This window comes from Longimicrobium sp., assembly GCF_036399255.1.
Taxonomy (GTDB): domain Bacteria; phylum Gemmatimonadota; class Gemmatimonadetes; order Longimicrobiales; family Longimicrobiaceae; genus Longimicrobium.
Map to the genome: position 1 here is coordinate 14,256 of NZ_DASWNM010000022.1, position 15,278 is coordinate 29,533.

The window sequence follows — 15,278 nt, forward strand, 5'->3', positions numbered from 1 at the left end:
TGCGCTCCCTCAGGAAGTCATCGCTTCTTTGTGAGTTTGAGGGTTTAGCAACACCCTCTGAGGGAGGCGTTGCTCCGCAACCTGCGGGGACGATGGACTTTGGCGCCGACCGAGGATCTCGCCAGCAGAACGGCGGGGCTGGTTCCGTGCCCTGATCTGGCCCCTGCGCCACCGGGACGAGGTCCTTCGGTCGCGCGCAATCTGTAGTGTGACTTCTGGTTACACGTGGTGCGCTCCCTCATAGTGTGTCTAAGAATCCCCCTGCGCTCGCACCAGTCTGTCATTTCGAAGGAGGCGCCACACCGCACCATCGGCTCGCACGAAATCCTGCGCGCCGACTGAGAAATCTACTGTCTGCTGCTGGTGCCCCGCCGCACCGCTCGGCACTGGCCCTGTCCGCCCGTGTCGTAGCCGCAAGGTAAGCACGGCTACCGCGTCTGCCCTCCAGCAATCCGACAGGGGATTCCTCGGCCCTGCAGCCTCTGGTGTGAAAGCAAGCTACGGCGCGGCCGGGCCTCGGAATGACAGCGCTGGTGGATCTGCCTGGATGCGCAGCGTCGGATTCTTAAAACACGCTCTCAGGAAGTCACCGCTCCGCTGTGAGCTTCAAGGTTTAGCAACACCCTCTCAGGAAGTGGTCACGGGGTGAGGTTTGGCGACACCCTCCGAGGAGTCACGGGCGGGTGACGATTCTTGCGGAGACCCCGCCCGCGGGGGAGATGCCGTTCGCGGTCCTCGGTGACCCGCGGGCGGCATCGCCGTATCTGGCCCCGTCAAGGATCCACGCCACCGCAGCCGGTTGTGAAAGCCATGGCCAACGAAAAGCCGTCCCTGACCCGCGAGCTGTTCCACGGGACCATCGACGATTCCATCCTCTTTCCCTACCCGCGCATCAGCGACCAGGAAGACCGCCTGGTCAGCGAGTTCATCGGCCGGCTGCGCGCGTACTGCGAAGCCAACCTGGACCGCGAGTGGATCGACGAGAACGAGCGCATCCCCGAAGAAGCCATCGAGGAGCTGAAGCGGATGGGGCTGTTCGGCATCTCCATCCCCAAAGAGCACGGGGGGATGGGCCTGTCGCAGAGCGCGTACTGCCGCATCTTCGAGTACGTCACCGGGTTCGATCCCGGGCTGGGGATCATGCTGGGCGTGCACCTGTCCATCGGCATCAAGGGGATCCAGCTGGCCGGAAACGAGGCGCAGAAGGCGCTCTATCTTCCCAAAGCCGCCACGGGGGAGTGGTTCGCGTCGTTCGCGCTTACGGAGCCCGAGGCGGGGAGCGACGCGGCGGGGATCAAGTCGCGCGCGGAGCGGCAGGACGATGGATCGTGGATCCTGAACGGCTCCAAGATCTGGATCGGCAACGGCTCGTTCAGCGAGATCATCGTGGCGTTCGCGCAGACGCCCGTGCAGCGCGACGGCAAGACGGTGGACCGGGTGACGGCCTTCATCCTGCGCCCCGGCATGCCCGGCTTCGAGCGCGGGCCGGCGCTGCGCAAGATGGGCGCGCGGGGCAGCAACCAGGCGGAACTGTACTTCAAGGACGTCCGCGTGCCGGCGGAGAACGTGCTGGGCGAGCCCGGCGAGGGCTTCAAGATCGCCATGCGCGTGCTGAACTCCGGACGGCAGGGGCTGAGCGCCGGCGCGGCGGGCGGGGTAAAGCAGTGCCTGCGCCTGGCCACCGACTGGGCGCGCCGCCGCGAGCAGTTCGGCCAGCCGCTGGTGAGCTACGAGAGCATCCAGGGCAAGCTGGCGGACCTGGCGGCGGACGCGTTCACGGCCGAGAGCGTGGCCTACTTCACCACCGGCCTCAACGACCGAGGCGACGTGGACTACGCGCTGGAAAGCGCTGCCGCGAAGGTGTGGAACAGCGACGCGCTGGACCGCGCCGTGGACGAGGTGGTGCAGATCGCCGGCGGGCGCGGCTTCGTGAAGGGGTATCCGTACGAGCGGATGTACCGCGACGCGCGCATCACCCGCATCTTCGAAGGGACCAACGAGGTGCTGCGGCTGTTCGTGGGATTGTCAGGCCTGCAGGGGCCCGGCGAGGCGCTCAAGGAGGTGGCCGCCGCGCTGCGCGAGCCGGTGAAGCAGATCGGCCTGCTGACGGACTTTGCGGCGGGCCGCGTGCGCCTGGCGCTGGGCGGCGGCGAGCCGGCGCTTGAGGCGGAGCTGAACCCGCGCCTGCAGACGCACTTCGACTACCTGGTGGAGCACACCCGCGACCTGCGCATCGCGGCCGAGCGGGCGCTGCGGCGGCACGGCAAGAAGATCCCCGAGCGGCAGTTCATCGTCACGCGGCTGGGCGACATGGCCATCGAGCTGTACGTGCGCGCCGCCACCCTTTCGCACACGCAGGCGCTGCTGCAGGCGCGCGCCGCGGGCGCCACCGTCGCGCCGCCCTTCACCAGCACCCGCCAGCCGCTGGACGACGATTCCGTGCAGCGCATCCTGCGGCTGTGCGACCTGGCCTGCATGCGCAGCGGCCTGCGCTTTCGCGCCGCGCGCGAGGCCCTGAACGGCTCGCGCGACGACCTGGTGCGCGCCGTCGCCGCCGACGTCATCGCCCAGACCGACGCGCCCACCGACACGCATCCCATGGGCGAGCAGGGCAGGGCCGCCCATCCCACCGCCGCCGGCCCGGCGCGCCCCGGCGAGACGGCGGGCGAGCCGCGGATGGGGATGTAGGCAGCCCGTGGAGCATCGTATCGGCGCATGAAGCGCGGCGGGGGACCGGCATGGTGCCGGTCCCCCGTCGCACATCTACATCCTTCGCCGCGCCTTGGGCGGCTTGCGGCCGGCGGACTACTGCGGACAGACCTGGCCGCAGCTGTCGATCTCCGTGCAGAGGTTGGTGCAGCGGAGCGTGGCGAAGTTCGCGATCAGCGTGCCCTTGTGCGGCTCGGCGGCGCCGGTCGCGAATCCATCGACCCGCAGCTCCTCGACGTTCAGCTTCAGCTTCTTCATGGTAATACTCCATCGTGGGAAGGAAGAATTACATCGCGCACGCACTATGACGTATTGTGTCCTTAAACGCAAGTGCGATGAAGCGGGCACAGATATCCGGCGCGTGGGCCGGTGGCAGAACGCGGCGTCCTCATTCAGGAACCCGATCGCGGTGAGGGATTACTGAAGTTCGGCAGAGCCCAGGGAGCCGGATTTGCGTCCGCCGCAATGCCGTGAGAACTTGCCCGCCGCACCGGATGCTCCCATCGAACCAACGCCCTCGACGCCCGTGAAACGAGTCGAACGCCTGGGTGAAGCCGCCGCGCCGGACGGAACGGTGCTGACGCTGTACCGCCACGACGGCGCGTACAGCATCCGCGCCGGCAGCGAGGAGTTGATGTCCACCCGCCGCCACCACTCCGAAGACGTGCTGGCCGAGCTGGTCTGCGAGCCCCTGCGCGAAGCCGAGGGGGCGCGTGTGCTGATCGGCGGGCTGGGGCTGGGGTTCACGCTGAAGGCGGCGCTGCGCACGCTGGCGGCGGATGCGCAGGTGGTGGTGGCGGAGATCGTGGAGGAGGTGATCCGCTGGAACCAGAACCCCGACTACGCCCTTTCCGCCGAGGCACTGGGCGATCCGCGGGTGGACCTGCGCCACGACGACGTCGCCAACGTCCTGGCCGCGAGCCCCGGCGGCTTTGACGCCATCATGCTGGACGTGGACAATGGCGCCGCCGCCATGACCACGAAGGGCAACGCCGGCCTCTACCGCGCCGAAGGCATCCGCCGCGCCGCCGCCGCGCTGCGCCCCGGCGGCCGGCTGGCGTACTGGTCCGCCGGAGGCGATCCCGCGTTCCAGAAAGCGCTGGAGCGCGCGCGCCTGACGGTGGAGGTGCACCAGGTGCGCGCGCATCCCACGGTGAAGAGCTGGCACACCATCTTCGTCGCCACGCGCACCGAGGCCCGAGTGCGGGCGACCGGGGACTGATACTAGATCCTGAAAAAGAATAGTCGTACAGAGGAACAGAGTCAGACAGAGAAAGCGAGCCGAAAGCTCATCTTGCTTCCTCTGTCTGACTCGGTTCCTCTGTACCCATAAAGGTGTTGTTTCCTGGGATTCGGTATGAGGGGATCACGCGGAGGATGCGGAGGAAAGGTCGAAGACGCGGAAAAGGACATCATCCGCGTCCTCTTTTTGTTCCTGCACGTCCTCCGCGTGATCATAGTCGTCATCTTGAGTGCCGGTTATTATTCGGTATGGATGGCGAGCCTCGGCTGGCTCATCTGCTCTATGGACCCCCGGCCGGACGGCCGATGCATCCGCCCCGTGACCCGCATCCACCTTCCGTGAGCCCCATCGACCAGACGGCGCAGCAGGACGAGTGGCTGTGGGGGTGGGATCCCACGCCCGGCATCGTCTCCGTGTGGGCGGAGGCGGACGGGCGCGCGACCGTGTGGCGCAGGATCGCGGAGACGGGCGCGCTGGTGCGCGAGGACGAGCTGTTCCATCCCTGGATCCTCCTGGACCGCCTGGACGACCTGCGCCACCTGGGCCCGCGCCTGGCGCCGGAGGGCGAGCCCGGCGAGGTCTGGTACCGGGAGCTGCGGGGGGATGGCGCGCTGCGCTTCCTGGTCTCGGCGGAGCACGGCGGGGCGCTGGCGGCGGCGACCCTGCAGGGGGCGTCGTGGCGGCTGGGGCGGCGCGTCCCGCACCTGCGCGAGCTGGGCGCGGAATCCGTGCTGGTGCTGCCGCCCGAGGAGCAGTACCTGGTGGCCACCGGGCGCACCTACTTTCGCGGCCTTGCCTTCGACCAGCTGCGCCGCCTGCAGTTCGACCTGGAGACGACGGGGCTGGATGCCACCCGCGACCGCATCTTCATGGTCGCCGTGCGCCATCCGGACGGCGCGCTGCAGGTGCTGGAGGTGCAGGGCGGGGGAGACGCCGCCGAGGCGGACCTCATCCGCCGGCTGATGGAGGTGATCCAGGCGGCCGACCCCGACGTCATCGAGAACCACAACCTGCACGGCTTCGACATCCCCTTCCTGGCCCAGCGGGCGCGCCGCGTGGGCGTGCCGCTGGTCCTGGGCCGCATCCCGAAGCTGGGGATGCGCGAGCGGGCGGCCATGCGCGGCGTGGCCAGCGAGGGCGACGGGGCCCGGCGGGTGCGGTTCGTGGCGCCGGGGCGCGAGCTGATCGACACCATGGACGCCGTGGCCCGCTACGACTTCGCCACGCGCGAGCTGCCGGGCCACGGCCTCAAGGCCGTCGCGCGGCACCTGGGCGTGGCCGCGCCGGACCGCGAGTACGTCCCCGGCGCGCAGATCTTCACCACCTGGCGCCGCGATCCCGACCGCGTGCGGCGCTACGCCGAGGACGACGTGGAGGAGGTGGCCGCCATCGCCCGGCTGCTGGGGGGCGCGGCGTTCGCGCTGGCGCGCATGGCCCCGCGCCGGTACGAGCGGCTGGCGGACGCCGGGCCGGCCACGGGCGTCATCGACCCGCTGCTGGTGCGGGCGTACCTGCGCGCCGGCGCCGCCCTCCCCGCGCACCAGGCCGGCGACGGCACCCCGCACGCCGGCGCCGCGCTGCACCTGTTCGCCACCGGCGTGGCGTGGCGCGTGGTCAAGGCCGACGTCGCCAGCCTGTACCCGTCGCTCATGCGGGCCTTTCGCATCGGCCCGGCGCGCGACCACCTGGGCGCGCTGCTGGCGCTGGTGGACCGGCTGGTGGTGCAGCGGCTGGCCGCCAAGGCCGCCGGCCGCGAGGCGCCCCCCGGCTCCGCCGAGCGCCACACGCACGAGGCCACGTCCGCCGCCATGAAGCTGCTGGTGAACTCCGCGTACGGCTATCTTGCCGCGGGGGGCGGGCTTACGCGCTTTGCCGACGTGCACGCCGCCAACGAGGTCACGCGCCGCGGCCGCGAGACGCTGGGGCTGATGTGCCGCGAGCTGGCCGCGCGCGGCGTGACGCTGCTTGAGGCGGATACGGACGGCGTGTACTTCGCCGTGCCCGAGGGATGGGACGAGGCCGACGAGCGGCGGGTGGTGGAGGAGGTGAACGGCCTGCTGCCGCCGCTGGTGCAGCTGGAGTTCGAGGGTCGCTACGCGGCCATGCTCTCGCACGAGCCCAAGAACTATGCGCTGCTGGGATACGACGGTGCGCTGATGCTCAAGGGCGTCGCCTTTCGCTCCAGCCGCGCGGAGCCGTTCGGCGAAGCTTTTCTGCGCGCCGCGCTCGTCCGCCTGTTCGCCGCCGACGTCAGCGGCGTCCGCGAGGTCTACCTGGCCACGCTGGATGCGCTGCGCAGCCGCGCGCTCCCCACGTACGACGTGTCGTCGCGCGTGCGCCTCACCAAGTCGCCCGAGAAATACGCCGAGACGCGCGAGTCGCGGCGCGAGCTGGCGTACGAGGCGCTGCTGGCCGGCGGACGCACCGCGTGGCGCGTGGGCGAGCGGGTGCGCGTCTACCGCACGCAGGCCGGCGGCGCCGCCGTGGTCCCCTCGTCCGACGATGACGCCGCCGGCCGCGCCGCCGACCCGCGCGACTACGACGTGGACCACTACGCCCGCGTCCTTCGCGACACCTGCGCCGCGCGCCTGGCCCGCGCGCTCACCCCCGGCGACTTCGCCGCCGTCTTCGCCGACCCCGACCAGCTCTCCCTCTTCGCCCCGTCGACGGCGGCGATGCGGCCCATCCTGGATACGCGCCCCGGCCCGCTGGTGAGCAGCGTCGAGACGATCGGCGACCCCGTCTCCCTCGCCGCGGGGATGCTGGACGACGGAATGGGTGACGCGGACTGAAAGCGTTTGCCGATGTACGTTCTGCCGGTGTTTTCCCAGCTAAGCGTCGGAAGAGCGCTGAACGAAGCTTCGCAGGTGTGCGGTTTACGGCTTTCGCCGGGCGAACACACGCGCAGACGGTGCCCAGGCGAGGTCGCGGACGTGGGCGAACACGGTGCGCTCGCTGATTCGCTCCAGCGCCTCTTCGGTCCAGATGTTTATCGCCCGGTCGCCCCACCAGTACTCGGGGTGCTCGACGACCCGTTCCGGGAGGACGGAACGCCAGAGCAGCTCGTCATTGGGCTCGGCGACGGGTGCCGCAAAGCTCCGCTCCATCCGCTCCGCCCACGCAGAGCTGGCGTAGTAGACCCCGCAGTTCACCGTTGCCCAGTAGTTCGGGATCCGGATGAACTTGGGCGTGCCGGCCGATCGGCAGAACGACCAGAACTCCTGGTCCGGCTCCCGCAGGGCCACGGTATCCCAGTCCACCCACAGGAACTCGCCGAACGTCCGGAGCGCCCACAGGCACATCCAGTGCTTCATCCGGTGTGCGGCGTCGTAGTGGATCTCTGGCGGTGCGTCCGAAAACACACGGTGCACGCGAACGCCCAGTCCGGCAAGCAGTGATGCGGCCTCTTCGTCTCCGGCCAGGAACAGGACCCGGTCGCGGTACCAGGGATTCGTCTCCAGGCTCAGCGGGATTTCGCTGAGCGTTGCCTGCGGGAACTGCCGGACTCCGCCGCGCACGTGGAAGTAGAGCCCGGTGATGATGGGAGCCGGCGGTGCGTCCGTCATTCCGATCCGCTCCGGCGCCGCGCCTCGTCCAGGATTCTCTCGTCCCCTGGGCAAACGCGCAGGTATCGCGCGATCATGTGGTTCTGCTCCGCGCGCGTCTGACCGTCGAAAACCCGCCAGGTCGCCTGCTCCGCCTCCCGTGGAACGCCGAACCCGAGTTCTTCGGCATACCGCCGCAGCCGCTCCAGGGTGGCGAGCGCGTACTTCCAGTTGACGAGCGGTGTCAGCAGCAGCACCTCGCGCCTGCGGATGGATTCGATGGCTTGGGGATGAATGGCGCCCCGCCATCGACCATCCCGATGCTCCACCCCGATCGCGGACAGCGCGAGATCACACCGCTGCAGCCAATCCGCCAGGCCGGCAACCGAGGTGTCGTGAGCAAGCTCCACGAGCTGTCCCGGAAACGTGTAAGAGGTCTGGTACGGAGGATGGTCCTTCAAAAGAAGCGCACCCCGTCGGACGAGCTGCGCCGCCAGCCGCTCGCGGTCCGCGGGCGTTGACGGCCAGAGGTCCAGGTCGCGTGGGGGCCGGCCATGCAGGAGCGACTTGAACGTTCCACCCGCAAGCAGGAAGCACCCTTCCGGGGATTCGCCCAGAACGGGTTCAAGGCACCTTCGCGCAAAGCTGACCAGCGCCGCTTCATCCATCGGCGGGCAGCGTAGACGTGTGGGGCGATTCGGGACGGAGGTGGCATATCGTCATCCCTCGCTCGTCGATCACCTCCAGCCCGCCATCCTCCCGTTCCACTCTCGCCTGCCCATTGTAGAACGGCTCCACCGCCGCAAACCGCCGTGTATACAGCGCGCGGCCATCCTGGTCTACGTGGTGCCACCCGCTCTCGTCGCGTGCCCGCGCAAACCCCTTGTGGAAGACGTCGAGGTCCAGGAAACCGCGCCCGTTCAGCGGGCTCCCGTCGGCAAGAATGTGGACGTGGAAGCCCGTACGCTCCTGCACCACCGCGATCCCGTCGCGAAAATCCCCCGCGTAGGCAAACCGCTCGCGGTAGGCGGGGCAGCCCGTGCGGTCCAGGTGGAAGTATGCGCCCCCCGCCGCCCGTACGGCGCAGCGGCCGCCCTGATAGTTGCCGCACCAGGCGTATCGCTCAGGGCTGAGCTCCGTTCCGTCCGGAAGGATGTGAAACGCGCCGTCGGCGTCTTCCACCGCCGCGCGGCCATCGTAGAAGCCGAAGGTGCGGAAGAACCGCCGCACGTAGGCGGGCATCCCAGAAGGGAGAATGTGGTGGCCGCCGGAACCGTCCCGCGCGGCCGCAAGTCCCGGCGCGTGGAACGACAGCACCTCCATGAACCGGGCCTCGTAGAGGGGAGTCCCGGCGGCGGACAGGTGGTGCGTGCGCGAGGGCGCCACCCGCGTCTCGTCCCAGCGGATCACGACGCGTTCTCCACCGGCTGCCTCATGTTGCAGCCGCGACAGAGCGGGTGGCTGGTATACGTATCCTGCAGCCGCCGGTAGGGCTCTCCGTTCCACACATCGTGGATTCCGACGAAGTTCAGGTCGCCGAACTCGCCGAGGGTGCGCCTCTGTGTGTCGGGCGCGCAGCAGGGATCGAAGCGTCCTTCCGCGCTCACCCACGCCTCCCGTCCCAGAAACGGGCACCGTGCGCCCTGCGCCATGTCGGCGACCGCACCCGGATCGAGGAGGTGGAAGTTTTCCAGCAGCACGCGGCGTCCGTCGGGGAGGGGGTGGTCGTCCGCGGCGCGGCGGGCCTCGTGCACGGCCTGGTTCCAGCGGCCGATGGACTCGGCGCTGCGGCGCATGGACAGCGGGCGGATGGCCTTGAAGTGGGCCCACAGGTGGTGCCCCTTCACCCGGTCCACCCCCAGGCTGCTTGCCAGTCTGACGATGTCGGCAAGCTCGGCCACGTTGGTCTGCAGAAAGGTGAGCTGAAGCGTCACGCGCGCCCGGTGCCCTCCGGCCCTCGCCTGCGCATCACGCTCGCCCACGAACACCCGCAGGTTGTCCAGCACGCGGTCCCAGCGCGTGCCCAGCATGATGGCCTCGTGCGTCTGCCGCGTGGCTCCGTTCCACGAGATCTTTACGTCCGAGAGGATGGGGACCAGACGCCGCGCCCACTCCTGCGCGCCACGGCGCGGAAAGGTGCCGTTGGTGGTCAGGTTCATCAGCAGCCCGTGCTCCGCGCACAGGTCCACCACGTCGTCGAAGTGGCGATAGACCAGGGGCTCGCCCATGGTGGAGGGGATGATCTCGCGGAGGGGTGTGTCGCGAGAGTCCTCCAGCACCCGGCGCAGAAGTTCCAGCGGCATCCTGCGCCGGGGGCGGCCGGCGGCCTCCCTCTCCTGCTGCCGTGTGCTGTGGGGAGAATGCTCTTCGCACATGATGCAGCGCAGGTTGCACTCGTCCGGATTGGTGTCGAAGGTAATGCGCCAGGGACCCGGCCGGGTGGGCGGACGGGCCGTGCGCTTCTCGCGGATCACCCGTGCGTACAGCGCCTCCATCTCGCGGACGTGCTCACGGATGTCGATCACGTCGCCGCTTTCCGACTGCAGGTAGCCCCGGGAGCCCAGCCTGGCGGCGAGTCCCGGCTCGTCCACAAGCCGCTGCATGGCGCTCCGGAGCGACGCCGGGTCGCGGTGCGTAAAGAGCAGCCCGTTCTCCCCGTCCGCTACCAGCTCGCGCATCCCGCCCGCGTCGGCGGTCACCACCGGCACCCGCGCCTGAAGCGCCTCGTGGATCACCAGCGGAGAGTTCTCCATCCACACCGAAGGCACCACGATGGCGTCCACGTGGTTGAAGACCTCGCGGACGATGTCGGCGTTGCGGTATTCCGGCCGCCACTCCACCCGGTCCGCCGCGCCCCCGGGGAGTTCGGCGGCCAGCGCCCTGAGTGCCTCGGTGTCCGCGCCACGCGGCCGTCCCCAGATGCGCAGCCTGGCGGGCCCCTGCACCCCTCCGAACGCTTCGACGAGGTGGTGGATGCCCTTGGCGGGGATGTGCGTGCCGATGTACCCGAACACGAATTCGCGCTCGGGCTGGCGATCGCGTCCCCGCAGCGAGGCCACGTCGAACCCGTAGTCACGGTGGACGATGCGTTCCGCGGGCACTCCGAATTCGTCGCGAAAACGCTCCATCAGTGCCTGTGACGGCGCTACGAAGCGGTCCACGAGCCCCGCGGCGCGACGAACGTGGCTCATGCGGCGGCGCACCCACCCGGTCCAGTGGGCGACGTCTTCCTCACGTTCTTCGGCGGCGCCTGAAAAGTACCGGGCGTAGCACCGCTGCGCGCAGGTGCCGTCGTCCTGCCCGGCGCACACGGCCCACAGATCGGCCGGGTTTTCGGGGTGCATCTGCATGAACTGGCCGCGCGGGCACATCAGCCAGTAGTCGTGGAGGGTGAACACGACGGGAATGCCGCGGGCCGACACCACGTCCAGAAGCGAAGTGGAAAGGTGGTTCAGGTGGCCCACGTGCACCACGTGCGGCTGAAACTCGTCGAGCACCTCTGCCAGGCGCTCATCGACGCCCTCCCGGCGGTAGCGGTCGCGCCCGTCAGGAACGTTCACGAGGTGCAGGAGAATGCGCGGATCGTCGGGGTCGGTTTCGCGGCGGACGTCGAACTCCGGTGAAAACGGGTCTTCCCGGCGCGTAAAGACCTGCACCGTGTGCCGCTCGGCGAGCCCCTGCGCAAGGGCCTGCGTGTAGACCTCTGAACCGGCGTTGAAGCGCATGGGATAACCATGGATGATCTGCAGGATACGCATGAAGGTGGAGTGAAAGAGGGATTGTTGTGCGAAGGCGGACCGGGGGTTCGGCTGGCTCTTCCGCGGATTGCGTGTTCCAGGCGGATGGGGGTGGCTGGAGCCCCCAATCGTGCATTTTTTAGCCCCGTAACGCAAGCTTGATGTTGTCTGCTGATGTTCGCCACGCCTGGCGCTTCTTGCCACGTCACCGGATGTCTCCATGCATCCGGGCCGATGTAACGAGCGATCGTGCGCCGCCAGGGTTTGGTGCGCGTAGAAACGGCGGAGGGGAGAGCGGCGCGCGCTCTCCCCTCCGTTCGCGGTGCCGGTCCGCGGACCGCCGGCGTCAGCGGTCGTCCGGAACGCCGGCCAGGCGCTGGCTTTCGTCCAGCAGGCGCACGAACTCGGCGCGGTAGCCGTGCTCGTCGTGGCCCAGCGCGCCGCGGGCCAGCTCGGCCGCGCCGGCCCAGGTGGCGTTGCCCCGGAACTGCGAGTCGCGCAGCAGCATGCCCCACTGCGCCACCGCGGCCGCAAAGCGGAAGTCGTCGCTGGTGCGGGCCAGCTCCACCCCCCGGTCGCGCACGGGCTGCTCAATCAGCCAGCTGGCCTCGCCCTCGGGCGCCTTGTAGCGCAGCTTTACCGTCAGCAGCTCGTTGGGGGCCGCGCCGGGGCGGGGGCGCACCTCCTGGTAGCGCAGCGGGTCCGTGCCCGACACCGGCGTCCCGGCGCCCGCGGGGACGATCTCGTACAGCGCCGTGACGGAGTGGCCGGCGCCCAGCTCGCCGCCGTCCTTGCGGTCGTCGTTGAACGCCTCGGCGCCCATCACCCGGTTCTCGTAGCCGATCAGCCGGTACGCGCGCACCAGCGCCGGGTTGAACTCCACCTGCACCTTCACGTCCTTGGCGATGGTCACCAGGGTGCCGCCCATCTCCCGCACCAGCACCTTGCGCGCCTCGGCCTCGTCGTCCACGTAGGCGTAGTTGCCGTTGCCGTGGTCGGCCAGCTGCTCCATCCGCGCGTCGGCGTAGTTGCCGGTGCCAAAGCCCAGAACCGTCAGAAAGATCCCCTGCCCGCGCCGCTCCTCGATCAGCCGCACCAGCTCGGCCTCGCTGCTGGCGCCCACGTTGAAGTCGCCGTCGGTGGCCAGGATCACGCGGTTGTTGCCGCCCTCGATCATCGACTGCCGCGCCGTCTCGTACGCCAGCACGATCCCCTGTCCGCCCGCGGTCGATCCGCCCGCCTCAAGCCGCTCGATGGCGTCCATGATGCGGTCGCGCTCGTTCCCCGGCGTGCTGGGCAGCACCAGCCCGGCCGCGCCGGCGTACACCACGATGGAAACGCGGTCCTGCGGGCGCAGCTGGCCCACCAGCAGGCGCAGGCTCTCCTTGACCAGCGGCAGCTTGGCGGGCTGCGCCATGGAGCCCGACACGTCGATCAGGAACACCAGGTTGCCGGGCGGCAGCTCGGTGCGCCGCATCCGCTGGCCCTGCAGCCCCACGTGCACCAGCCGGTGCGCCGGGTTCCACGGCGCCGCCGACACCTCGGTGGTGATGGAGAACGGGTGCTCGCCCGTGGGATCGGCGTAGTCGTAGTCGAAGTAGTTGATCAATTCCTCGATGCGCACGGCGTCGCGCGGCGGCATGCGCCGCTCGCGCAGAAACCGGCGCACGTTGCTGTACGAGGCCGCGTCCACGTCGATGGCAAAGGTGGAGAGCGGGGCCTCGGTGACGATGCGGAACGGGTTCTCCTCGATCAGCCGGTACTCTTCGGTGTTGAAGCGCGCCGTGTCGCCCGGCGCGGCGCGGCCGGCCACCGGCTGCGGCGCCTGGGGCGCCACCATCCCGGCCGGGACCGGTGAGGTCGGGGGCGGCGGCGGTGGCGGGGCAGGGGGTGGAGGCGGCGGCGGCGGAGGGGGAGGCGGCGGCACGGTGGCGCAGGCGTGCAGCACGGCCAGCGTCGCAACGAGGATGAGCCGGGTAAAGGGGCGGCGGGTCCGCATCATGGCGTCTCTGCTCCGGGGTGGGTCCGGTGGCGTCCGGGGGCGGGCGTCGGGCAGGGGATGCCCGACGCTGCACCAGGGCCTGCGAAGGAACTGCTGCAGCGCTGATACGAAGGAGAGCGTAACGCGGCACCGGAGGGGCGTCAACCCGCTCGATAGACGGTGCCGAACGCTGTAAGTCACGCAGAACCGAGTCTCCAAAGAGCGCGGCGCGTGCATCCAGGAGCCCCGCAACCGATAGCGCGGCTCGGCCGGCGCGGCGGCAGACGGGAGCGAATGGACGTTCGCGGATGATGCGCCGCCCCGGATGCGCTGGTCCGGCGGCTTGCCCGCTTCTTGCCTCGCGGCGCGCTTCTGTCGGCTCCATCGCCGCGAGCCGCCGTTCCGCGCCTCCGCCGGCGGGCGGATCAGAACCAGCATCAAGACGGACCGTGGACATCGACCTGATCGGGGTACCGCTGGATTTTGGACAGGGGCGGCGCGGGGTCGACATGGGGCCCAGCGCCATCCGCTACGCCGACCTGCAGCTGGCGCTGGAGGCGCTGGGGCACCACGTGGCGGACCAGGGCAACGTCGCCGTTCCCGTGCGCGAAAGCTGTCCGCCGGGCGACCCGGCGCTCAAGTACCTGGACGCCATCGTCGAGGTGCAGGCGCGCCTGGCGGACCGGGTGGCCGCCAGCGTGGAGCGGGGGCACTTTCCGCTGGTGCTGGGCGGCGACCACAGCCTGGCGGCGGGGTCGGTGATGGGGGCGCTTCGGCACCGCCGGCTGGGGCTCATCTGGCTCGACGCGCACGGCGACTTCAACACGCACGAGACGTCGCTCTCCGGCAACATCCACGGCATGCCGCTGGCGGCGCTCTGCGGGCGCGGCGCCGAGCCGCTGGTCACGCTGGCCGGCCGCGAGGCGCTGGGCCCCAAGATCCAGCCGCGCAACGTGGCCGTGGTGGGCGTGCGGGACCTGGACACCGAGGAGCGCACGCTGATGCGCGCGTCGGGGGTCAACGTGTACTCCATCGAGGCCATCGACCGGCTGGGGATTCGCGAGGTGATGCGGATGGCCATCGAAGCCGCGTGCGAGGGGACGGACGGCATCTACCTGAGCCTCGACCTGGACGTCGTCGATCCCACCTTTGCGCCGGGCGTGGGCACGCCGGTGATGGGCGGGATCACCTACCGCGAGGCGCACCTGGCCGTGGAGCTGGTCGGCGAGACGGGGCGGCTGGCGGGGATGGACCTGGTGGAGGTGAACCCCATCCTGGACCGCGAGAACATGACCGGCAAGCTGGCCGTGGAGCTGGCCGCCTCCGCCCTCGGCAAGCGCATATGGGAGGCGCAGCCCTGACGTCGCTGGCGCCGGTGTGTTGCGGATGATGCCCATTGCGAGCGGATCGGGTCACGTGCCGTCCGCCCGCGGGAGCGAATGAATTCGCCGCTGGAACGTCGCAAAGTCCGCCTGCGCGGACTCGGCGGCCCGGCGATATACGGCGTCCCAAGCACCTGCGCGTCCGCAGCCGCGAGTGACGTCCCGAATCCAGTGGCCCTCCCGCACCTGCTGGATGAAGCACACGCTGTCATTCCGAGGCCCGGCCACGCCGCAATCGGACGACCACGCCGCAGGTTGCAGGGCCGAGGAATCTACTGTCGGCTCGCGCGAGGGCGGACGCGGCAGCCCGCGCCATCGCGGCGGCGGAGAAACGGCCAGTCAGGGCCGGTATGGGGCGTCGCGGCAGGCCACGACGGAACGGAAAGTAGATCCTTCGGTCGCGCGCAGACGATCGTGTGGATTCCGGTTACACGTGTTGCGCTCCCTCAGAGGGTTGTTGCCAAACCTCGCCCCGCGATTGACTTCCTGAGGGAGGCGCTGCTCCGCAACCTGCGGGTACGATGGACTTTGGCGCCGACCGAAGGACCTCGCCAGCAGAACGACGGGGCTGGTTCCGTGCCCTGATCTGGCCCCTGCGCCACCGAGACGAGGTCCTTCGGTCGCGCGCAATCTGTAGTGTGACTTCTGGTTAGGCGTGGTGCGCTCCCTCAGGAAGTCACC

10 protein-coding genes are annotated in these 15,278 nt (G+C 69.8%); 4 read left to right on the plus strand and 6 right to left on the minus strand.

Features of this window, described 5'->3' with window-relative positions; translation table 11 throughout:
- The first annotated feature begins 810 nt into the window (after positions 1–810).
- Complete coding sequence (locus VGC13_RS03110; protein ID WP_331123741.1) at positions 811–2,688, plus strand: acyl-CoA dehydrogenase family protein; 1,878 nt, start codon at positions 811–813, stop codon at positions 2,686–2,688.
- Positions 2,689–2,805: 117 nt separating this feature from the next.
- On the opposite strand, the gene VGC13_RS03115 is transcribed toward VGC13_RS03110, so the two are convergent.
- Positions 2,806–2,967 carry a hypothetical protein gene (locus VGC13_RS03115; protein ID WP_331123742.1) on the minus strand — a complete coding sequence of 54 codons (162 nt, stop codon included), beginning with the start codon at positions 2,965–2,967 and terminating at the stop codon, positions 2,806–2,808.
- Positions 2,968–3,235: 268 nt separating this feature from the next.
- Here VGC13_RS03115 and VGC13_RS03120 point away from each other — a divergent pair, with 268 nt between their 5' ends.
- Both VGC13_RS03120 and VGC13_RS03125 read left to right on the plus strand, forming a co-directional pair.
- A complete protein-coding gene (locus VGC13_RS03120; protein ID WP_331123743.1) occupies positions 3,236–3,931 on the plus strand; it encodes a hypothetical protein in 696 nt (231 codons plus the stop codon).
- A gap of 326 nt (positions 3,932–4,257) precedes the next feature.
- Entirely contained in the window at positions 4,258–6,744 is a 2,487-nt protein-coding gene (locus tag VGC13_RS03125; RefSeq protein ID WP_349264176.1) for a ribonuclease H-like domain-containing protein, read from the plus strand.
- Positions 6,745–6,828: 84 nt separating this feature from the next.
- On the opposite strand, the gene VGC13_RS03130 is transcribed toward VGC13_RS03125, so the two are convergent.
- The 5 genes from VGC13_RS03130 to VGC13_RS03150 all read right to left on the minus strand — a co-directional run bounded on the left by VGC13_RS03130 (position 6,829) and on the right by VGC13_RS03150 (position 13,233).
- The gene (locus VGC13_RS03130) at positions 6,829–7,518 is read right to left on the minus strand and encodes a hypothetical protein (RefSeq protein ID WP_331123745.1); all 690 of its coding nucleotides are present in this window, start codon (positions 7,516–7,518) and stop codon (positions 6,829–6,831) included.
- Positions 7,515–8,165 (minus strand): hypothetical protein, encoded by a 651-nt coding sequence (locus VGC13_RS03135; protein WP_331123746.1) that lies wholly within the window; start codon positions 8,163–8,165, stop codon positions 7,515–7,517. The genes VGC13_RS03130 and VGC13_RS03135 overlap by 4 nt, the downstream gene beginning before the upstream one ends.
- Complete coding sequence (locus VGC13_RS03140) at positions 8,158–8,907, minus strand: hypothetical protein (protein WP_331123747.1); 750 nt, start codon at positions 8,905–8,907, stop codon at positions 8,158–8,160. The genes VGC13_RS03135 and VGC13_RS03140 overlap by 8 nt, the downstream gene beginning before the upstream one ends.
- The gene (locus VGC13_RS03145) at positions 8,904–11,255 is read right to left on the minus strand and encodes a glycosyltransferase (protein ID WP_331123748.1); all 2,352 of its coding nucleotides are present in this window, start codon (positions 11,253–11,255) and stop codon (positions 8,904–8,906) included. Before VGC13_RS03145 ends, VGC13_RS03140 begins: the two co-directional genes overlap by 4 nt.
- Before the next feature lie 325 nt (positions 11,256–11,580).
- Complete coding sequence (locus tag VGC13_RS03150) at positions 11,581–13,233, minus strand: vWA domain-containing protein (RefSeq protein WP_414682976.1); 1,653 nt, start codon at positions 13,231–13,233, stop codon at positions 11,581–11,583.
- A 431-nt stretch (positions 13,234–13,664) separates the two neighbouring features.
- Here VGC13_RS03150 and rocF point away from each other — a divergent pair, with 431 nt between their 5' ends.
- Positions 13,665–14,576, plus strand: a complete 912-nt coding sequence (gene rocF, locus VGC13_RS03155) for an arginase (protein WP_331123750.1) — start codon at positions 13,665–13,667, stop codon at positions 14,574–14,576.
- The last annotated feature ends 702 nt before the right edge of the window (positions 14,577–15,278 follow it).